Origin of the sequence: Frankia umida, assembly GCF_023242945.1 — a bacterium.
In the GTDB taxonomy this organism is placed as follows: Bacteria; Actinomycetota; Actinomycetes; order Frankiales; family Frankiaceae; genus Frankia; species Frankia umida.
In genome coordinates this window covers 90,586-110,770 of the sequence record NZ_JALKFT010000006.1, presented here as the reverse complement: position 1 = coordinate 110,770, position 20,185 = coordinate 90,586, and the positions used below count along the sequence as shown (strand labels likewise).

Here is a 20,185-nt window from a genome sequence, read left to right as displayed (position 1 = left end):
ACCGGCCGCGATCTGGCCGTGATCCGGGCGGTGCGGGCTCCAGAGCCCGTCGTGCGTCGCTCAGTTCGAGGCGGTCGGGGCGGGACCGGGGCGGGGTGCGGTGGCGCGGGGCGGCGCGGGGGTCAGGAGGGTGGCCAGGTCTGATTCGGACAGGGGATGGGGGCGGACCAGAGCGCCGGTGCGGACGTAGAGGAAAGCGGCGTCGACAGCGTCCAGTGGTATGCCGCGAAGGCGGGCCCAGGCCAGGCGGTAGACGGCCAGTTGCAGGTCGTCGGCGGGAGACTGGCCGGTCTTCCAGTCGATGACCTCCCAGCGTCCACCGCCGAGGGAGTAGACGGCGTCGATGCGGCCACGGATGATCCGTCCGGCCAGTGGGAGTTCGAAGGCCTCCTCGATCGCGTGGGGACGCCGCGTGCCATAGGGGGTACGCAGGAAGGCGTCCTTGAGATCGCGCAGGTCGTCGTCGGTGAGCTCGGCGTCCGCGGCACCGGGGAGGTCGTCGGCTCCGATCAGGGCGCGGTGGTCGAACAGTTCCTCGACCCAGGTGTGGAACCGGCTGCCGCGGCGGGCGGCGGCGACCGGCTGGCGTGGCAGCGGCCGGACCAGTTCCCGGGCGAACGCGGCCGGGTCCGCGTGCATCCGCACGATCTCGGACGCGGTCAGGGTCGCCGGCAACGGGACGTCCAGCCGCGGGCGCCGACTGGCGCGTTCCTCGGCGAGCAGCAGCCGTGCCTCCCGGTCCAGCTCCCCCAACAGCGCCCGCTCCCCCGCGGTCAGACCATCCGGATCGACGCCGGGGGCGGCGAGGGAGCCGGAGGGGTGGAAGGCGGTGTCCAGGTGGGTGAGGACCTCGCGGGCGGCTTCGAGGCGGCGGGCGTACGGCTCGGGGTCGTAGGGGACGGGCCAGGCGAACTCGGGTGGGGTGTCCAGCGCCGGGTTGACATGTTCGGCGGGGCGGGGGGCCCAGACATCGACGCGTCCACCGCCGGAGCCGGCATGCGCGGCGAGTTCCTCGAGGAAGATGGACGCGCCGCGCGGTCGCTTCTGGCTCGGGCCCCACCAGTGGCCGCTGGCGAACAGCAGGGACTTCGCCCGGGTGACCGCCACGTAGGCGAGGCGGCGTTCCTCCCGTTCGGCGTAGGCCCGGGCCTCGACGGCGTACGCGTCGTGGTCGGACTTCTGGTCGGACACGGTCACCGCCGGCAGGTCGTCGGCGTCGCCGCGCAGCGGCACCGGGAGCACCCCGGTCGAGGTCGTCCACTGGTCGCGGACGGTGGCGTCGGGGAAGACGCCGGCACTCAGGTTCGGGACGACGACCACCTCCCACTCCAGCCCCTTGGACCGGTGCATGGTCATCAGGGCGACCGCGTCCGCGCCGGAGGGACCCGTGACGTCCAGGCCGCGCTCGTGCTCCCGGGCGGCGTGCAGAAAGCCGAGGAACGCGTGTAGGGACGTGGTCCCGTCGGGATCGGTGAAGTCGGCGGCGATGTCGAGGAACGCGGCGACGTTCTCCTCGCGGCGGGCGCGCACGGCGGCGTCGGTCGCGGTGAGCTCCACGTCCAGGCCGATCGTGGCGATGACGCGGTGCAGCAGGTCGAGCAGTCCCTCGCCGAGATGGCCGCGCAACGCCGCGATCTCGGAGCCCAGACGGCCCACCCGGGCGGCACCCTCGGCGGACATCTCCGGCCCGGGGTCGGCCAGTACATCGGACAGCGCCACCACGTCGGAGGGATCGACGTCCGCCACCGCCGCCCGCAGCGCGTCCTCGCCGCCCGGCGGTTCGGTCACCCGCCCCTCGGACGTACGGCTCTCGGACGTACGGCTCTCGGACGTACGGCTCTCGGACGTACGGCTCTCGGACGTACGGCTCTCGGACGTGGGTGAGTCGGGTGAGCCGGGGGGCTGGTCGAGGCGGACGACCTCGCGTGCCCTTCGGCCGAGGGCGGCGAGGTCGCGGGCGCCGAGGCGGACCCGCGGGCCGGTGAGCAGGCGGACCAGCGCGGTGTTCGCCGTGGGGGCGTCCAGGACCTCCAGCACCGCCACGATCTCGGCGACCTCCGGGACGGTGAGCAGACCGGTCAGGCCAACCACCTCGACCGGCAGGCCGACGGCCTGCATCGCGGTGAGCAGCGGCGGGATGTCGCCGCGGGCCCGGACGAGCACGGCGATCTCCCGGGCGGCGGTGCCGGCGTCGACGACGGCCCGGACGCGCCCGGCGATCCAGGCCACCTCGGCGGCCCAGGTGGTGTGCAGGGCGACGACCGTCTGGCCGCGGTCGGCGACGTCGGCGCGTGGGCGCAGTTCGACGACCCGGTGCCGGGCGCGCAGGGGCTCGGCGATGGCGTTGGCGAGTTCGAGCAGCCGGCCGCCGCTGCGCTGGTTGACCGACAGTTCGTAGACGGTCGACGGGGTGCCGTCCGCCTGCGGGAAATGGGTGGGGAAATGGTCGAGGTTCGCCACCGATGCTCCGCGCCAGCCGTAGATGGCCTGGCAGGGGTCGCCGACGGCGGTGACGGGATGGCCGCCGCCGAACAGTCCGGTGAGCATCCGGCGCTGGGCGACGGAGGTGTCCTGGTACTCGTCGAGCAGGACCACCGTGGCCTTGGCCCGCTCGGCCTGCCCGGCCTGCGGCATCGACTCGGCGATGTGGGCCGCGTAGGTGACCTGGTCGCCGAAGTCGAGCACGCCACGGTCGCGGCGCGCCGCACGGTATTCGGCGACCAGCGCGGCGAGTTCGCGCCGTCCACGCGAGGTGTGGGCGAACCTGCGCAGCAGGTCCTGCACACCCTTGGTCCTCGGCCGCCGCTGGGCGGCGGCCAGGGCGGCGCTGACCTCGATGAGCAGCGCGGTGTCGAAGGCGGTGAGCGCCACCGGGTCGAGCAGATGCTCGCTCATCTCACCGTCGAGGGCGACGATCTCACCGACGACGGCGGCGAGCGAACGGGTCAACGCCCGCACCGAACCGTCGTGGGCGCGGGCCACCCGGGCGGCGAGCTGGTACCGCGCCGCGCCCGAGAGCAGCCGGACGTCGGGTTCCAGCCCCAGCCGCAGCGCGTTGTCGACGACGAGCCGCCCGGCGAACGCGTGGTAGGTCGCCACGGTCGGCTCGCCGTCCTGCTCATCCCCCGCGCCACCAGCGCCACCAGCGCTGTCCGGGCCGCCCAGGCCCGCGCTGGTCGCCCAGTCGCTGCCGTCGGCGGTGCCGGCGCGGCGCAGTGCCAGGCGCACCCGGGCGGCGAGTTCCGCGGCGGCCTTGGTGGTGAAGGTCAGGCCCAGCACCTGGTCGGCGCGCACCTGCCCGGTCGCGACCAGCCAGACCACCCGGGCGGCCATCACCGAGGTCTTCCCGGAGCCGGCGCCGGCGACGATCACTCCCGGTGCCAGCGGTGCGGTCGCGGCGGCGATCTGCTCGTCGGTGAACGGGACGTCCAGCAGGGCGCGCAGATCGTCCGGTTCGAGGCGCGGGCCGGTGCGCGTCCCGTCGTGAAGGTCGTCGGGCTCGGCGCCGAAGCCGGGCAGGAACGGCTGGCGGGACGGCCGCCCGTCGGTACCCAGCACACTCATGAGATGACCTGCCGTCCCTCCGGACGGGCGGGGCAGCTCGCCTGGAACGTGCAGGTGGTGCAGTGGCCGCCGGGAGCGGGACGGAACGTCTCGGCGTCGATGGTGTGCACCGCGTCGGCGACGACCTCGTCCATCCAGGTCGGGCCGTCGGCGGGCAGCGGCGCCTGGGCCTGCACCTTCGGCGGTCCGGGCGGTTCCTGCTCGGGGTCTGCGGCCGCGGTGTCCCCACCCGCGTCCAGCCGCAGGTGCACGAGCTCCGCGCCACCCGGCTCCACCACCGGCCGCGCCGCGACCGGGTCCAGCCCAGAGGCACCCGATGCGGCGGTGCGACCCGATGCGGCGGTGCGGACCGCGTCGTCGAGGGCGCCGGAACGGACCGCGAGCTGGTAGCTGCCGAGCTGGGGGTGGCTGGCGAGTTCGGCGGCGGTCACCGGGGTGCGGCCGGTCTTGAAGTCGATGACGTGCACCCGGCCGGCGTCGTCGAGTTCGAGCCGGTCGATGAAGCCGCGCAGCCATACCTGACGGCCGGCGACGGTGAGCTGGCAGGTGAAGCGGACCTCGGCATCGACGACCCGGCGGCCCCGTTCGGCCGCGTGCCAGGTGAGAAAGCGGGCGAGGGCCTCCCGGGCGGCGGTGCGTTCCTGCTCGCCGCGCCAGCGGGCCTCGTAGGCCAGATGCCGCCAGACGGTGTCGAGCCGGACGTCCAGGGCGGCGAGGTCCGCGGCGGTGCGGCCGGTGGTGACCTCGTCGGCGAGGGCGTGCACCACCCGGCCGAAGCCCTGCGCGGTCGAGGCGACGGTGACCGCGTGCGCCTCATGCTCGAGGAACCAGCGCAGGGAGCAGTCCCGCAGCCCGGCCAGCGACGACCCGGACAGGCGCACCGGCAGCTCCGGCGCGACCACCGGCACATCGGACGTGGTGACCTCGAGCAGCCCCCACCAGGTGCGCGGATGGGCGGCGGGCGCCAGCGGACGGCCCTCGTCGTCACCGGCGGCGGCGAGCGCGGCCAGCCGGCGGCGCGCCGCGGTGCGCATCGCGGGACTCGCCCCGGGTTCGGTGGCCAGCCGGCGCAGGGTCGCGACCAGACCGACCAGGGTCAACGGCCGCGGCGGGCGCCCCGGCACGGCGACGACGGGCACGCCGATCTCCTCGAGGAACCGGCTGGGCCGGCTGCCGTCGTCATCGGGACTGTCGACCGCGGTGATCAGCAGGCGTCGCCGGGCCCGGGTGAGCGCCACGTAGAACAGCCGCCGCTCGTCGGCGAGCAGGTCCGCCCGGGTCAGCGGGGGGCGCAGGCCGCCTCGGGCCGGCGCGTCGAGCTCCTCGACGCCGAGCAGCGAACCGCGTTGCCGCAGGTCCGGCCAGGCACCGTCCTGCACACCGCAGACGGCGACCACATCCCATTCGAGGCCCTTGGAACGGTGCGCGGTGAGCAGCCGCACCCCGCGGCGGCGGATGTCCTCCCCGACCGGGGCGATGGATTCGGCGGCGAACTGCTGGCGGCCGAGTTCGCCGAGCAGGGACGCGACGCCCAACCCCGGCCCGCGCCGGGCGGCCAGCCGGGCGACCGCGTCGAACAGGGCGACCACCGCGTCCAGATCACGGTCGGCGGTGCGACCCGCCGCCCCGCCCGCCGCCGACGCGGCGACCAGGCGCGGCTGCCAACCGCTGGCCGACCACAACGCCCACAGCGCCTCCTCGGGCGACCCGCCGGGTGCCCGCAGCACGCGGCGCCCGGCCACAAGCAGCGCGCCGACCCGGCGGGCGGGCGCGGCGATCTCCTCGGGCACGCGCACGAGCAGCCGGTCCGGATCGGCGACGGCCGCGCGGACCAGCTCGTCGGAGGCGCCCGGCGCGGTGGCCCCCGCGTCGCGGTCGAAGGCCCGCAGCGCCCGGCCAAGCTCACGCAGACCGGCCGGATCCGCCCCGCCCAGCGGGGATGTCAGCAGCGTGCGGGCCGCCTCGACGGACAGCGCCCCACCCGGGTCGTCGGCACAGCGCAACGCCAACAGCAGCAACGCCGCCGCGGACTCCTGCGCGACGGGAAGATCGTCTCCGTCGACGGTGACGGGGACGCCGGCGGCGACCAGGGCGCGGCGCAGCCGGCCGATCCGCTCGGCGGTGCGCACCAGCACGGCCATCCGCGCCCACGGGGTGGCGCGCTCGAGATGTTCACGGCGCAGCATGTCGGCGACCGCCCCGGCCTCCGCGCTGGCCGACACGTAGGCACGCACCTCGACCTGGCCGGCGCCGAGATCGTCCCGTCCGGTGAGGTCTCGGTGGGCGCGCAACGCCTGTGCGGGCAGCCGGGTCGCCGGCAGGCGGCGGGCGACGTGCCGGCTGGCCAGCAGCGGCGCCGGGGCCATCCGCCGGCACCGACGCAACGCGACGATCGGCGCGTCCAGGCCGCTCACCGAGCGGAACCGCCGGGGGAACTCCAGCAGCCCCGACACCTCGGCGCCCCGGAAGGCGTAGATCGACTGATCGGGATCACCGAACGCGATCAGGTTTCCTCCGCCGCCGGCCAGGGCGCGGAGCAGCCGTTCCTGCGCGGGGTCGGTGTCCTGGTACTCGTCGACGAAGACATGCTGGTAGTGGGCCCGCAGCTCCTCCCCCGCCGGCCCCTCGGCGACCAGCACGGCGCGGTGCACCAGATCGGCGTAGTCCAGCGCCCCCTCGAAGCCGAAGACATCGAGGTAGATCTCGTAGAACTCGGCCAGTGCCGACCACTCCGGCCGGGCGGTACGCCCGGCCAGCTGCGCCAGCTGCTCGGGCTCAAGACCCACCTCGCGTGCCCGGGCCAGCAGCGCCCGCACCTCCTCGGTGAACCCGCGGGTGCCCAGCGCCTGGGCCAACGACTCCGGCCAGCGGGGATAACCGTCCTCCCGGGTGCCGTCGATGAGCTCGCGGAGCCGACTGTCCTGCTCCGGGCCGGACAGCAGCCGGAACCCGCCGTGCGGCGCCGGCCGGTCATGGGCCCGCAGCACCGCGAGGCACCAGGCATGAAACGTCCACGCCCCCGGCCCCCGCCCGCCCCCACCAGCGGCGACCTGGACGGGGATCGCGGCGGCCGTCCCGACAGCGGCGGCGGCATCAGCGGTGCCCAGGCGGGCGGTGATGCGTTCGCGCAGCTCGCCGGCGGCTCGGCGGCTGAACGTGAGCACCAGGATGGACCGGGGGTCGACACCGGCGGCGATGCGGGCGGCGACGGCCTCGACCAGCGTCGCCGTCTTGCCCGTGCCCGGCCCGGCCAGCACGAGCAGGGGGCCGCCCGGATGCTCGACCACCTGGCGCTGTGACCCGTCCAGCAGCAACGGTGTGGCGACGGGCACCGGCGCGGCGACCAACCGGTGGCCGGTGCGCGGCGCGGCGGGGGCCGAGGCGGACAGCAGGCTCACCGGGACAGCACACCACGCGCCACCGACACACCGACCGGCAGGCATCCCCACCGGTCCGTCAATCCAGGATCATGGTCCCCTATGTCCGTCCGACAGGGTCGCGATGGCGCCTACCGGCGACCCGACCATCGCGCATCCGACCCCCACCTTGGGGCCGCCCGGCCGGGCCAGGTCACACGCGCACGCGACCGGGCGTGTCACTCTCGTCAGTCATGAGCCCATGCGCACCGACACACGACTGCGAGGGCAGGGTGGCGCTCGTCACGGGGGCGGCCTCCGGGATCGGCGCCGCCTGTGCCCGTCGGCTGGCCGCGGCCGGAGCCCGGGTCGTCCTCACCGATCTGCGCCCCGACCAGGTCAAAGAGGTGGCCGCGCAGATCGAACGGGACGGCGGCGAGGCCGTGGCCGTCGAGGCGGACGTCACCGATCCCGACGCGGTGGAACAGGCCGTGCGGACCGCCGTCGGCACCTTCGGACGTCTCGACCTCAGCGTGAACAACGCCGGTATCACCGCCGGACGCGAACCGGTCGGTACCACCCTGGACGAGAACTGGCGGCGCGTCCTGGACGTCAACCTCTCCGGCGTCTTCTACTGCATGCGCGCCGAGATCACCGCGATGCTGCACGGCGGCACCGGCGGCTCGATCGTCAACATGGCCTCGGTGTTCGGCACTGTCGGCTTCGCGGGATCGGCCCCGTACGTCGCGGCCAAGCACGGCGTCGTCGGCCTCACCAAGACCGCCGCCCTCGAGTACGCCACCCGCGGCATCCGGGTGAACGCGGTCGCCCCCGGTTTCGTCGACACCGCCCTCATCCACGTGAACGGCCGACCCCAGCGCGGCGCCGCGCTGCTCACCCCGATCAACCGCCTCGGCACCCCCGAGGAGGTCGCCGAGGTGGTCGCCTTCCTGCTGTCCGACCGGGCATCCCTGGTCACCGGCAGCGTCTACCTGGCCGACGGCGGCCTCACCGCCCGCTAGGTCCGCGAACGAGGTCGGTCCGGCCGTGGATCGGGCGGGCGTAGATCGGTCCGGACGAGGTGGGTCAGGTGGCCGGGGTGCCGTCCCAGCGGGCGGCGGCCAGGTGGACGCGTTCGCCGGACGGCGTGAGCGGTGTGGCATCGGCGATGAGGCGGCGCAGCGCCTCGGCCGGGTTCGACGGGTTCGGTTCGCCGGTGGAGCGGATGACCCGGTGCCAGGGCAGGTCGTCCTCGGCGTAACGGCGAAGCACCGCGCCGACGGTCCGGCCCGTACCGGCCCCGACGAACTCGGCGACGTCACCGTAGGTCATCACCTTGCCCGGCGGAATCCGGGCGATGGTGTCGAGGACCTCGCGGGCGTGCGGACTGGGCTCGGCGTCCCCGAGCCGAATCCGGGTACCGAGCCCCGCCGACACACTCGCCGGCGGGGCGGCGCGACTCCCCCGCGCCCGTCCCCCGCCGGGGACTGTCGACCTCCCCGGCTCCCTCATGACGCTCAGTAGACGGGAAGGGTCTTGTCCACCTGGGTGGCCCACGCGGTCACGCCGCCCTGGACGTGCACGGCCGAGGTGAAGCCGGCCCCCTTGAGGGTCGCCAACGCGTCAGCGGAGCGCACACCGGACTTGCAGTAGACGACGACCCGCCGGTCCTGCGGCAGTTCGGCGAGGTGGGCGGGCAGCTCGGCCTTGGGGATCAGCCGGGCGCCGGGGATGCGCACGATCTCCCATTCGGCGGGCTCGCGGACGTCGATCAGCTCGATCGGCTCACCCTCGTCCAGCCAGGTCTTGAGCTCGGACGCGAGGATCGTCGACCCGGACGCGGCGAGCTGCGCCTCCTCGGACACCACGCCGCAGAACGCCTCGTAGTCGATGAGCTCGGTGATCGACGGGTTCTTCCCGCACAGCGGGCACTCCGGGTCCTTACGGACCTTGATCGAGCGGTAGGTCATCTCCAGTGCGTCGTAGACCATCAGCCGCCCGACCAGCGGGTCGCCGATGCCGGTGAGCACCTTGATGGCCTCGGTGGTCTGGATCGACGCGATCGAGGCGCACAGCACCCCGAGCACGCCCCCCTCCGCGCAGGAGGGGACCATCCCCGGCGGCGGCGGCTCCGGGTAGAGGCAGCGGTAGCACGGACCGTGTTCGGCCCAGAAGACGCTGGCCTGCCCGTCGAACCGGTAGATCGAACCCCACACGTACGGCTTGCCCAGCAGCACGGCCGCGTCGTTGACCAGGTACCGGGTGGCGAAGTTGTCGGTGCCGTCGACGATCAGGTCGTACTGACCGAAGATCTCCATCACGTTGGAGGTGTCCAGCCGGGTCTCGTGCAGTACCACGTTGACCAGCGGGTTGATGTTGAGCACGGAGTCCCGCGCCGACTCCGCCTTGGACCGGCCGACGTCGGACTGCCCGTGGATGATCTGACGCTGCAGGTTCGACTCGTCGACGGTGTCGAACTCGACGATGCCGAGCGTGCCGACGCCGGCCGCGGCCAGGTACATCAGCGTCGGCGAGCCAAGCCCACCAGCGCCCACGGCCAGGACCTTGGCATTCTTCAGCCGCTTCTGGCCATCCATGGCGACATCCGGAATGATCAGATGCCTGGAGTACCGGCGGACCTCGTCGACGGTCAGGCCCTCGGCAGGCTCGACCAGAGGCGGAAGGGACACGCTAGCTCCTTGCGTTCGCAGTCGTTCTCGACGATGCCACGTTCTTCGACGATTCCACAGGGGCACGCGACCTGGTCACGAATCCGCCGACCGCCACCCCCACGATCCACAGCGTCCGGAGCCGCCCCGCTGTTCCCCCACCCCCACCTTTCCGCCCGCTTCCGCTTCCCTCTTCCCCCGCCACGACCCGTGTGGACGGATTCCGGTTCGAGGCTGGTCGCGGGGTGTGACGCCAGCGGGGTGTGACGCCAGCGGGGTGTGACGCCAGCGGGGTGTGACGGTCGTGGGCGGAACCGGTGTGACCTGGTGGGTGTTCCCGGCGGGCGCGCGGGTAGACCGTCGGTGACCCACCGCAACAACGCATCGACGATGAGGAGCTGAGGGCCGTGTCCTTCACCGACAAGATCCGTAACAAGGTGGACGAGCTTCGTGGACGGGGCAAGCAGGCCACCGGACGAGCCGCCGGTGACCGTCGCACCGAGAGCGAAGGTCGCGGCGAACGTGCCTCCGCCGACCTACGCCAGGCCGGCGAGAAGGCCAAGGACGCCTTCCGCCACTGAGGTCACACCGAGCCACCATCGGCGATCATGTGGAGCTGTGGGCGGTCCGTGCGGTGCGCGGCGCGTCGTCGGCCGCGGCGGCTTTCGGCGCGGCCGACTTGCCGGGTGTGGTCCTGGCAGTCGACTTCCGAGGGGACCGCGCGGGCCCGGCACCGGTACGCGCGGTCCCCGACCCTGCGCGGGAGGTACCGGAGGTCGCACGGGACGAGCCCGCCCCGGCGCTGGAGCGTCGAGACCGCTCCGGCTTGCCAGGTTCCACCTGGGACGATGCGGGCCCGGATGACGACGCGGGCGGGGCGGGGGTGTCGGCGTCGGGTTGGTCGCCGCGGGCGGCGGCGATGCTGGCGCGCAGGGCTGCCATCAGGTCGCCGGTGGGCTCGCTGGGCTCGATCTCGGGTGGCGCGACGACCTCACGGCCGGCGGCCTTGGCCTCGATGACGGACTGCAGGGCCTCGCGGTAGTGGTCGGTGAAGCGGGTGGGATCGAAGTCGGCGGCGAGGGTGTCGATGAGCGAGCCGGCCATGGCGAGCTCCTGCGGACGTATGGCGACCTCGTCCGACAGGAACGGGAAGTCCGGTTCGCGGACCTCGTCCGGCCAGAGCATCGTCTCCAGGACGAAGACTCCGTCGCGCACCCGGAGCGTCGCGAGCTGCTCACGCTGACGCAGAGCTATCTTGACCAGCGCGACCCGGCCGGATCTGGCCAGAGCGTCGCGCAGCAGCACGTACGGTTTCGCGCCGGTCCGGTCCGGCTCGACGTAGTAGCTCCTGGCGAAGTAGATCGGGTCGACCTGCTCCAGCGGCACGAACTCCAGCACGTCGATGGCCTTGGAGGTGGACAGCGGCAGGTTGGCGAAGTCGTCGTCGGTGAGTACGACGGTCTGACCGTCCGCCAGCTCGAAGCCCTTGGCCACGTTGGCGTAGGAGACCTCGTCGCCGTCGGCCTCGGCGACCCGGCGGTAGCGGATGCGGGAGCCATCCGACCGGCGGACCTGGTGGAACGCGATGTCCCGCTCCTGTGTGGCGGAGTACAGCCGCACGGGGATCGACACCAGACCGAAAGAGATGACACCCTTCCAGATCGAACGCATGTTCGCCCCTCACGTCGACTCCTCACCATGGTGACCCACTGGACGCCCACATGTAAGCCAGATCGAACAAACGTCCACAGTTATCAGGTGGCGGCATGGCCCGTCCGGGGGATGCCCGTCCTGGGGCGATCATCTGGGGAGTCCGTGATGGCGACCGCGGGGACGGCGCGATGAGCGCGGGACCGGATCAGAGCACCGTCGGGGTCGACGGGCGGCGGGTGCGGCTGTCGAACGTCCAGGCAGGTCCGGGCGGACATTCCGATCTTCACCGCGGACGACGTGCCGCGACGCGTCGACGACCTCGGCGATCTGTTCGCCCCGCTGCTCGGCGACGCCTCATGACCCCCACACACCGGATGCGTGGATCCCGCGTGAGAGGCACGCACACCGGGCACATCGCGGTCCGGGCCCGATGTGGGTCCAGGACCGCCCGGCGTCGGCACCCCACCCCGCGGATGCCGCATCGACGAGCTCAGGAGGACGTCCCATGGGAGCATCCACCGAACTACCCGGCTCCGGCCGCACCCTGGCAAGCCTCCCCCCCGAGAGCGTCCCCGCCGGCCACCTGCCGCTGGAGACACCCGACGCCGACGCCGTCGAGCAGGCTCGGGAGGTCCGTCCGCGCGAAGCGGGCTCGACGGTGCTGGCCAGCGAGGTCGACACTGCCGGCGAGGTCGACGAGTTCGACCGGGTCGAGCAGAGCATCGTCGTCGAGACCGACGAGGACGACTACCGCTGACGACCCCGAACGACCCCGACCACGGCCGGCTCTGAGTACGGTGGACGGTGGTGTCCGCGCGGGTGGTCAGCCCGTTCGGGCCACCACCGACGGGTGGGTCGTCAAGGTGGGTAATCCGGCCGAGCCGTACCGGGCCGGCCTGCTGTGCGAAAGTGAGCCGGCGACTCGTCGTCGGCCGCAGCCGACCTGGACCCGAAGGAGTGCCGGTGACCGCCGAGCCAGCCTCGCCCGGCACCCGTACGGGCCGGACTCCCCGGCTGCCCCGGACCGCCCGCCGCTTCCAGCTGCTCGGCGCCGCCCGCGAGGTCTTCGTCGCCCAGGGTTACCACGCGGCGGCGATGGACGAGATCGCCGAGCGGGCCGGGGTCAGCAAACCCGTGCTCTACCAGCACTTCCCGGGCAAGCTCGAGCTCTACCTGGCACTACTCGACGAGCACACGACCCAGCTGGTCAACGCCGTCGAGGAGGCGCTGGGCTCCACCACCGACAACCACGTGCGCATCGCCCGTTCGGTGCGGGCGTACTTCGACTTCGTCAATGACTCGTCCGGGGCACACCAGCTCGTGCTGGAATCCGATCTGCGCAGCGAGCCGGCGGTGCGTCAGCGCATCGAGACGGCGTTCGCCCGGTGTGTCCACTCGATCGCGGCGACCATCGTCGCGGACACCGGGCTTGATCCCGCCGAGGCTGACCTGCTCGCCGTCGGCCTGATCGGGATGGCGGAGACGGCGTCGCGCTGGTGGCTCGTGCGCGGTGGGACCGTCCCCAAGGAGCGAGCCATCGAGGCGATGGTCGAACTCGCCTGGCGTGGCATCGGCGGCTACCCCCGACAGGAACAGCCTTAGCACCCCACCCGGCATGTGCCGGGAGCGAACACGCCGGACCCACGCCGGTGGAGAAGTCCCGGAAGCCATAGTGTGGGCCGTGATCCAACCTCGGTGGCGGATGTCCGCCACCGCGCGGGTCCCGCGCGGCTGCGCGCAGGTCCCACGAAGGTCCGACGAAGGCGGAGGTCATCGGTGGAGGTCAAGATCGGCGTACGGCAGGTCGGCCGGGAGCTGGTGGTGGAAAGCGAGCTGACCGCGGAGGCCGTGGCCGCGCAGGTCAGCGAGGCGGTCAAGGCTGGCAGTGGTGTGCTGACCCTCTCCGACGACAAGGGGCGCCAGGTGCTGGTCCCGATCGACGCGCTGGCATACGTGGAGATCGCGGCCACCTCGCCCCGCCGGGTCGGCTTCGGCGGCTGAGGGCTCGGCGGCGAGCGGCTCGACGTCCGGCGGCGTAGACCGTCCGGGCCACGAGCAGGGGGGCGGTGGGCGGACGGAGAAATCGTCGGCCACCGCCCCTCGTCATGTCGTCAGGCGGAGAGGCTCATGCCGTCAGGCGGAGAGGCCAAGCGCCGACATGCGGCGGCTGTGGGCCGACATGATGCGGTTGAAGATGGCCGCCAGCGCGTCCAGATCGCCCACACCCACCAGCAGGCCGGTGAGGGCGTCGCGGTCCACCCCGACCCGCTGCGCCTGGGTGAGGGCCTCGCCGACGAGCCGGCGTGCCCACAGCGCCAACCGACCGGCCACCGTCGGGTTCGCCTCGATCGCGGCACGGACCCGTTCGACGGCGAAGGCGGCGTGCCCGGTGTCGGCCAGGACCCGCAGCACGATCTCGCGGGACGACCCGGGCAGGCGGGTCGCGATCTCCCGGTAGAAGTCGGCCGCGATGTTGTCGCCCACGTACGCCTTGACCAGGCTCTCCAACCAGTCGGCCGGCGCGGTCGAGTTGTGGAAGTCGGTCAACGGGCCGATGAACGGGGCCATCGCGTCCTCGGGACCCACGCCGAGCCGGTCGAGTTCGTCACAGATGGCCCGAAAGTGGGAGAACTCAGCCGCCGCCATCGTGGCCAGGGCCATCTTGTCGCCGAGAGTCGGTGACATTCGGGCATCGGTCGCCATCCGCTCGAAAGCGGTCAGTTCGCCATATGCGAGCAGGCCCAGCAGATCGACAGTCGCCTGGTCGGGCTGGTCCGCGGTACCCGAAGCCGACGCGTCGGCCGGCGGGAACGATGTCTGCATCACGCTCGGATTCTGGCACCCCTGAGGCCGTCAACGGCAATCGTCGGCGAAGGAACCCCCGCTCGGGCCAGGAAGCGGCTATGCTAGAGACAGCTAGAGGCCGTTATGTGCCTCAGTAGTCGCGTAGTAGGCGTCGCCTCGTCACCTGTGCACCCAGAGCTGCCGTCCATGGCACCGGGCACACGGACCTCGGGCCGCGGGCGCCTCGCGGCTCAACGCGAGCGGGTTCAGCGCAGACACCGCTCAGAGAAGACCAGGAGCGTCCCGCTGTCCGTCACAGCAGAAGTACCTTCAGATGATCTATCTACATCCCCTTCGTCTACTGAGATCGCCGCGGTAGTTCCTCCCGCTGTGGTCCGCCCGACCTTCGCCGACCTGGGCGTTCGCACCGAGACGGTCGCGGCGCTGACCAAGGCCGGCATCGTGCACGCCTTCCCGATCCAGGAGCTGACGCTCCCGATCGCGCTCGGCGGCAACGACATCATCGGTCAGGCCCGCACCGGCACCGGCAAGACCCTCGCGTTCGGTATCCCCCTCGTGCAGACGGCGCTGGCTCCCAACGAGGGTGCCGACGGCCGGCCGCAGGCCCTGGTCGTCGTCCCCACCCGTGAGCTGTGCGTCCAGGTCACCGAGGATGTCACCCGGGCGGGTGCGGGCCGTGGCCTGCGCGTGCTGGCCGTCTACGGTGGCCGCGCCTACGAACCGCAGCTCACCGCGCTGCGCGCCGGAGTCGACATCGTCGTCGGCACCCCCGGTCGCCTGCTCGACCTGGCTCGCCAGCGGGTCCTCGACCTCGCCGCTGTGCGGGCACTCGTGCTCGACGAGGCCGACGAGATGCTCGACCTCGGTTTCCTGCCCGACGTCGAGCGCATCATGGCCCAGCTGCCCACCAGCCGCCAGACCATGCTGTTCTCGGCCACCATGCCCGGCCCGGTGATCTCGCTGGCTCGTCGGTTCATGGCTCGTCCCGTGCACGTGCGCGCCGAGCAGCCCGACGAGGCCCGCACCGTGCCCAGCACACACCAGCACGTCTTCCGCGCCCACGCGCTGGACAAGATGGAAGTGCTGGCGCGTGTCCTCCAGGCCGGGGGCCGGGGCCTCGCGATGGTGTTCGTCCGGACCCGACGCACCGCCGACAAGGTCGCGGAGGAACTCGACAAGCGTGGCTTCGCCGCCGCCGCCGTCCACGGCGACCTCGGCCAGGGCCAGCGTGAGCAGGCCCTGCGCGCCTTCCGGGCCGGCAAGGTCGACGTGCTCGTCGCCACCGATGTCGCCGCTCGCGGTATCGACATCAGCGGTGTCACCCACGTCGTGAACTACCAGTGCCCCGAGGACGAGAACGTCTACCTGCACCGCATCGGCCGCACCGGCCGGGCCGGGGAGAGCGGCGTCGCCGTCACCTTCGTCGACTGGGACGATCTTCCCCGCTGGACGTTGGTCAACAAGGCTCTCGGTCTGCCGTTCGAGGGCCCGCTCGAGACCTACTCGACCTCCCCGCACCTGTTCGAGGCGCTTGGCATCCCCACCGGGGTCACCGGCAACCTCCCGCACGCCGCGCGCACCCGCGCCGGGCTGGACGCGGAGGACATCGAGGACCTCGGTGAGGCCTCCTCGCGGCGCGGTGGCGGTCGACGCGGTTCGTCCTCCTCGCGCACCGGGCGCTCCACCGCCCCAGCCGCGGCCGAGGCGCGTCCGGCGGCCACCCGTGCCCGCACCCGTCGACGCACCCGCGGTGGCGGCGCGGCGGCGGCGGCCACCGGTCTGGCCATCGCCGGCGATGCCGACGCCGGCCTCGACGACCCGCGCATCGAGGTCACGGGCGCATCGGCCACCGGCGAACTGCTGGCCGAGAGCGCCGCGCCGATGGTGACCACCCGCGTCTCCGCGGGCGTCGTCGGCACTGATGACGCGCTCGACACCGACGGCGCGCAGGTGGTGTCGGCACTGGCCGGCGAGTCCGGTTCGGCCGACGAGTCGACCCGTCGTCGGCGCCGTCGTCGCGGCACCCGCAGCAGGTCCGCCGGTGGCGCCCTGCTCGGCGACCTCACCGAGGTCGATGACACCGCCGACGACAGCACCCCACGCGCCGAGTCCGCCTGACCCGGGACCGTCCCGCCGCTGATTCTGTGGAGCTCCCACCCGGAGCTCCCCGGAGCAGCACCCGTCAGCCAGCACCGCAGCCGGACACCCGCCTCGTCGCGAGCGGCCATGCCCCACGTCGCTCCCGCCGTCTGAGCCCACTCGCTTTCCGTGGGCCACGCGGGTAACCGGTTGCCGCACGGCGCTCAGCCCACGGCTCAGCCCACAGCGCGAAGATGCAGGCCCAGGCGGACCCAGCTCACCCGGTGGCAGTTCGGGCAGCGCACCAGCGAGAAGTGCCGCGCCCGCATCACCGGCAGATGCACGCTCGGTGTCAGCACCCGCAGCGACTGCCAGGTTCCGAGCAACCTGGTCCCGCCGCACCGGGAGCACTCGAGCCGCAGACCCGCGGACGGCGCCGGCGACGGCCGCGCCCCGCTGTACAGAACCCGCTTGCCATGGGCGTCCCGTCCCACCGACGGACCGGACGGCACCGTCGGCGGCCGCGCCGAGGTCTCCCCCGGCGCTGACACCGTCGAGCCCGCCACACCCGCCGGACCCGCCTCGAGTACGGCTGGCCCCGGCGCCCGGTACTCGCGGTGGCGCAGCCGATCGAACCCCGCCGCGGCCCCTGGCCGCACCGCCGCATCGTCGCGGATCGGCACAGGTGCCGGCCGATGCGTCCGCCGGCGGGTGGGGGCCGGCTCGTCGCGAGCAGCGCCCATCAGCGGCGTCCCTGCGCGGTGATCGGCACGGCCACCGCTACCGCCGGCGTCATCGCGGCCGGTGTCCCAGCGGGCGGCGGTGATCGACGAGCGGGGATCTCGTCTGCCGTGGACAGCCCGGCGATCGCGCGGGCATGTCGGCGGTAGGCGTCGGCACCCTTGGACCGGCCGGCGGTCGCCAGGATCGATCGTCCCGTTCCCGGGGCTTCGGCGAAGCGCACCGACCGGGCGATCGGCGGCGACAGCACATCCACGTGGTAGCGCGCGACCACATCCGCGAGGACGGCCCGGCTGTGCGCGGTACGCGCGTCGAACAGGGTCGGCAGGACCCCGCGCACCCGCAGCCCCGCGTTCGTCAGCCGCCGCACGTCCTGGACCGTGTCCAGCAGCTGCCCCACGCCGCGATGCGACAGCGTCTCGCACTGCAACGGCACGATGACCTCGTCCGCGGCGGTCAGCCCGTTGATCGTCAGCACGCCCAGGGACGGCGGACAGTCGATCAGGATGACGTCGTAGTCGTCGAGCAGGTCCGCGAGGGCGAGCCGCAGCGCGTGCTCACGCCCCGTGCGCGAGAGCAGCACCGCCTCGCTGCCCGCGAGCTCGATGGTCGCCGGCAACAGGTCGGTCCCGTCCGCGGTGGTGGACACGACGATGCCCGCGGACAACCGGCCCAGCAGCACATCGTGCACCGACAGCTCGATCGTGTCGGGATCAAGGCCGAGTGAGAACGTCAGACAGGCCTGCGGATCGAGATCGACCAGCAGGACGCGGCGCCCCAGCTCGGTCAGTGCGGCACCAAGGCTGGCCACCGAAGTGGTCTTGGCTACGCCGCCTTTCTGGTTTGCCACCGCGAGTACATGGGCCACGCCGATCAGTGTGTACGGGTAATCGGATGGTCACAACATCTAGCCGCTGTGAGTTCTCGCCGGACGCCCCACCCACACCCGCGCCACCGGCGGCGACACCCCCGGCAGACCCCCGCGCGCTCTCGCCGCGTCGGTCCGCCGGGCCGGCAAACACCACAGATCTCCGCCACCAAGGTGGCAGCCCGCGGCGCCCGGCACCTTTTCGCCGCCGGGTGGGGCGGGGGTCCCGCATGTGGCGGCCGACTCGGCCGGGCCGGACGCCATTAGAGTGCGCGGACGTGACAGGACTTCCGCGGATTGCCGTCCTTGGCCTCGACGCCGCCACCGCCGCCGCCGCCGTGGCGCTCGTCGACGGCGGTCTGGAGATCGCCGTCTTCGCGCCCGAACCGATCTCGCCGGACGATGTCGCCGCCCTGGCCGCCTATGGCTGCGCCGACCGACTCGTGGCGCTCGTTCCCGCGACCCTGCGGCTGTCCGCCGCGACGCCCACCGCGCCGCCCTTCGAGATCCACGGCACACCCGCAGATCATGAGCCGTCCGCGCCCGCCGAGGTGACGCGGCCGGACGCCGGGGCTCCGCTGGGAACCTTCGACGCGGTCGTGTTGAACGATCACACCGGGCATCTCCTGCCCACCGCACCGGCCGGACCGGCCGCGCCCTCGGGGGCCTCTTCTCAGCCGGGGGTGGTCCAGCGCTTCGGTGACGTGTTCGACCCCCGGGCGGCCTGGGTGTTCCACATCGGCGGACCGGTGGAACTCGGCGCCGCGCGGGGTCGCTGGATCGGCGAATACCTACGCGGGCGCTATGCCCTGCCCGCCAACCTCCCCGCGGGCCCAGACGCGGACCCAGGCCATGGCCACGGCCTGGGAGCAGGCTCAGGCGTGGGAGCGGGAGCGAGGTCGGGGGTGGGCGCCCGACCGGGAGCCGGGGGGCTACCGGGGATGGCGGCCACCGCGATGCGGGGACGTCCGTGGCGCCGCGGTGCCCGTTCGACCCTGGCCGACCTCGACCGGGAGCTGCAGGCCGGCCATGCCCGCGCCGCCACCGCCGGCTACCCGCTGCCCACGCCGTCCGCCTGGCTCACACCCAGCCAGTAGGCAGCCGGTCGGCGGATCAGCCGATCAGTTGGGCCAGTCCGGTCAGGCGGTCGGCGGCGGCCCGCAGGGTCTCGTGGCGCTTGGGATAGCCGAAGCGGATGATGTGCCGGCCGTCCGCGGGGTTGGCGAAGAACGACGAGCCGGGCACCGCGGCGACACCGACCTCAGTGATCATTCGGCGGGTGAGGGCGACGTCGTCACCGGCGGGGTCGATGGCGCGGGTGTCGCACATCACATAGTAGGCGCCGTCCGGTGGACGGAAGGTGAAACCGGTCGCGGTCAGCGACGCGCACAGCAGGTCCCGGCGGGCGCGGTACTGCTCGGCGAGGCCGGTGTAGTACTCGGCGGGTAGCCGCATGGCCGCGACCCCGCCGGCCTGTAGCGGTGCGGCGGCGCCGACGGTGAGGAAGTCGTGCACCTTGCGGATCGCCGAGGTGTAGGCGGGCGGGGCGATCGTCCAGCCGACCCGCCAGCCGGTGACGGCGTACGTCTTGGACAGCGCGTTGATCGTGACGGTGCGGTCCTCGAGGCCCGGGATGGTCGCCGGGGGGATGTGGCCGCCGGGGCCGAGGTACTGGATGTGTTCGTAGATCTCGTCGGTGAACACGAGGGTGTCGTGACGCTGGCAGAGTTCGGCGACGAGTTCGAGCTCCTCGCGGCGCAGCACCTTGCCGGTCGGGTTGTGCGGGGTGTTGAGGATGATCGCGCGGGTCCGGTCGCTGAACGCGGCGCGCAGTTCGGCCGGGTCGATGGACCAGTCCGGGGCGTGCAGGCGGACGAGCTTCGGGACCGCGCCGGAGAGAATCGTGTCCGGGCCGTAGTTCTCGTAGTACGGGTCGAACATGATGACCTCGTCGCCGGGGTCGACCAACGCCAGCATCGTGGCGATCATCGCCTCGGTGGAGCCGCAGGTCACACAGATCTCCCGCTCCGGGTCGACCGTCCAGCCCGGATAGGTGCGGGCGACCTTCGCCGCGATCTCGGCACGGAACTCCGCCGCTCCCCAGGTGATCGCGTACTGGTTGACGTCCGCGTCGATGGCGGCCTTGGCCGCGTCCTTGAGCTCCTGCGGGCAGGAGAAGTCGGGGAATCCCTGCGCCAGGTTCACCGCGCCGTGCACAAGCGCGAGCCGGGTCATCTCCCGGATGACGGATTCGGTGAAGGTCATCGCCTTCGCGGAGATCCGCGGCTGGTTCGCGGGCGCCCGCGGCGACGCGGATGCGGTGGTCTGCTCGGCCATCGGCCCATCGTGGCATCCCATCCGCCCACCGGACGCCCCGTACCCCACCGAGTGTTCCGCGGAACCGCCACCTCACCTGCCGTCCCAGCCTGCCCTGCCCCCAGGTGTTCCGC

General features: G+C 72.9%; 16 protein-coding genes. 7 read left to right on the top strand and 9 right to left on the bottom strand.

What is annotated here, in order from left to right:
* Positions 1–60: 60 nt before the first annotated feature.
* Complete coding sequence (locus MXD59_RS08200) at positions 61–3,564, bottom strand: ATP-dependent helicase (RefSeq protein WP_248824159.1); 3,504 nt, start codon at positions 3,562–3,564, stop codon at positions 61–63.
* Positions 3,561–7,007 carry an ATP-dependent helicase gene (locus MXD59_RS08195; protein WP_372511978.1) on the bottom strand — a complete coding sequence of 1,149 codons (3,447 nt, stop codon included), beginning with the start codon at positions 7,005–7,007 and terminating at the stop codon, positions 3,561–3,563. Before MXD59_RS08195 ends, MXD59_RS08200 begins: the two co-directional genes overlap by 4 nt.
* 206 nt (positions 7,008–7,213) lie before the next feature.
* On the opposite strand from MXD59_RS08195, the gene MXD59_RS08190 reads away from it, so the two are divergent.
* Positions 7,214–7,942: an SDR family NAD(P)-dependent oxidoreductase gene (locus tag MXD59_RS08190; RefSeq protein WP_308301671.1), complete on the top strand. Its 729-nt coding sequence runs from the start codon at positions 7,214–7,216 to the stop codon at positions 7,940–7,942.
* 64 nt (positions 7,943–8,006) lie between these two features.
* On the opposite strand, the gene MXD59_RS08185 is transcribed toward MXD59_RS08190, so the two are convergent.
* Both MXD59_RS08185 and moeZ read right to left on the bottom strand, forming a co-directional pair.
* The gene (locus MXD59_RS08185) at positions 8,007–8,432 is read right to left on the bottom strand and encodes an MGMT family protein (protein ID WP_248824157.1); all 426 of its coding nucleotides are present in this window, start codon (positions 8,430–8,432) and stop codon (positions 8,007–8,009) included.
* Between the two features lie 5 nt (positions 8,433–8,437).
* Positions 8,438–9,610: an adenylyltransferase/sulfurtransferase MoeZ gene (moeZ, locus tag MXD59_RS08180; RefSeq protein WP_248824156.1), complete on the bottom strand. Its 1,173-nt coding sequence runs from the start codon at positions 9,608–9,610 to the stop codon at positions 8,438–8,440.
* Positions 9,611–9,996: 386 nt separating this feature from the next.
* Here moeZ and MXD59_RS08175 point away from each other — a divergent pair, with 386 nt between their 5' ends.
* Positions 9,997–10,170: a CsbD family protein gene (locus tag MXD59_RS08175; protein ID WP_163548472.1), complete on the top strand. Its 174-nt coding sequence runs from the start codon at positions 9,997–9,999 to the stop codon at positions 10,168–10,170.
* A 25-nt stretch (positions 10,171–10,195) separates the two neighbouring features.
* Here MXD59_RS08175 and ku read toward each other — a convergent pair whose 3' ends face one another.
* Positions 10,196–11,260, bottom strand: coding sequence for a non-homologous end joining protein Ku (ku, locus tag MXD59_RS08170; protein ID WP_248824155.1), 1,065 nt, complete (start codon positions 11,258–11,260; stop codon positions 10,196–10,198).
* Positions 11,261–11,747: 487 nt separating this feature from the next.
* Between ku and MXD59_RS08165 the strand changes: the two genes are divergently transcribed.
* From MXD59_RS08165 to MXD59_RS08155, 3 genes are all read left to right on the top strand, one after another.
* A complete protein-coding gene (locus MXD59_RS08165; RefSeq protein ID WP_248824154.1) occupies positions 11,748–11,999 on the top strand; it encodes an Rv3202a family protein in 252 nt (83 codons plus the stop codon).
* Positions 12,000–12,205: 206 nt separating this feature from the next.
* A complete protein-coding gene (locus MXD59_RS08160) occupies positions 12,206–12,844 on the top strand; it encodes a TetR/AcrR family transcriptional regulator (protein ID WP_163548469.1) in 639 nt (212 codons plus the stop codon).
* A 174-nt stretch (positions 12,845–13,018) separates the two neighbouring features.
* Positions 13,019–13,243 (top strand): DUF3107 domain-containing protein, encoded by a 225-nt coding sequence (locus MXD59_RS08155; protein WP_163548468.1) that lies wholly within the window; start codon positions 13,019–13,021, stop codon positions 13,241–13,243.
* 132 nt (positions 13,244–13,375) lie between these two features.
* On the opposite strand, the gene MXD59_RS08150 is transcribed toward MXD59_RS08155, so the two are convergent.
* Positions 13,376–14,065, bottom strand: a complete 690-nt coding sequence (locus tag MXD59_RS08150) for a ferritin-like fold-containing protein (RefSeq protein WP_248814973.1) — start codon at positions 14,063–14,065, stop codon at positions 13,376–13,378.
* Positions 14,066–14,416: 351 nt separating this feature from the next.
* Between MXD59_RS08150 and MXD59_RS08145 the strand changes: the two genes are divergently transcribed.
* Positions 14,417–16,165, top strand: a complete 1,749-nt coding sequence (locus MXD59_RS08145; RefSeq protein ID WP_248824153.1) for a DEAD/DEAH box helicase — start codon at positions 14,417–14,419, stop codon at positions 16,163–16,165.
* A gap of 197 nt (positions 16,166–16,362) precedes the next feature.
* Here MXD59_RS08145 and MXD59_RS08140 read toward each other — a convergent pair whose 3' ends face one another.
* Positions 16,363–16,785, bottom strand: coding sequence for a hypothetical protein (locus tag MXD59_RS08140; RefSeq protein WP_248824152.1), 423 nt, complete (start codon positions 16,783–16,785; stop codon positions 16,363–16,365).
* An 83-nt stretch (positions 16,786–16,868) separates the two neighbouring features.
* Positions 16,869–17,735 (bottom strand): ParA family protein, encoded by an 867-nt coding sequence (locus MXD59_RS08135; RefSeq protein ID WP_248824151.1) that lies wholly within the window; start codon positions 17,733–17,735, stop codon positions 16,869–16,871.
* Between the two features lie 278 nt (positions 17,736–18,013).
* Between MXD59_RS08135 and MXD59_RS08130 the strand changes: the two genes are divergently transcribed.
* Positions 18,014–18,832, top strand: a complete 819-nt coding sequence (locus tag MXD59_RS08130; protein WP_248824150.1) for a hypothetical protein — start codon at positions 18,014–18,016, stop codon at positions 18,830–18,832.
* 16 nt (positions 18,833–18,848) lie between these two features.
* Here the strand turns inward: MXD59_RS08130 and MXD59_RS08125 are convergent, their stop codons facing one another.
* A complete protein-coding gene (locus MXD59_RS08125; RefSeq protein ID WP_248824149.1) occupies positions 18,849–20,072 on the bottom strand; it encodes an aminotransferase class I/II-fold pyridoxal phosphate-dependent enzyme in 1,224 nt (407 codons plus the stop codon).
* Positions 20,073–20,185: the final 113 nt, after the last annotated feature.

What these genes read in the sequence shown, in the direction of transcription:
- MXD59_RS08165 (WP_248824154.1), top strand. Translation starts at nt 11,748, where the DNA reads ATGGGAGCATCCACCGAACTACCCGGCTCCGGCCGCACCCTGGCAAGC.
- MXD59_RS08150 (WP_248814973.1), bottom strand. Translation starts at nt 14,065, where the DNA reads ATGCAGACATCGTTCCCGCCGGCCGACGCGTCGGCTTCGGGTACCGCG.
- ku (WP_248824155.1), bottom strand. Translation starts at nt 11,260, where the DNA reads ATGCGTTCGATCTGGAAGGGTGTCATCTCTTTCGGTCTGGTGTCGATC.
- MXD59_RS08195 (WP_372511978.1), bottom strand. Translation starts at nt 7,007, where the DNA reads ATGCCTGCCGGTCGGTGTGTCGGTGGCGCGTGGTGTGCTGTCCCGGTG.
- MXD59_RS08185 (WP_248824157.1), bottom strand. Translation starts at nt 8,432, where the DNA reads ATGAGGGAGCCGGGGAGGTCGACAGTCCCCGGCGGGGGACGGGCGCGG.
- MXD59_RS08200 (WP_248824159.1), bottom strand. Translation starts at nt 3,564, where the DNA reads ATGAGTGTGCTGGGTACCGACGGGCGGCCGTCCCGCCAGCCGTTCCTG.
- MXD59_RS08125 (WP_248824149.1), bottom strand. Translation starts at nt 20,072, where the DNA reads ATGGCCGAGCAGACCACCGCATCCGCGTCGCCGCGGGCGCCCGCGAAC.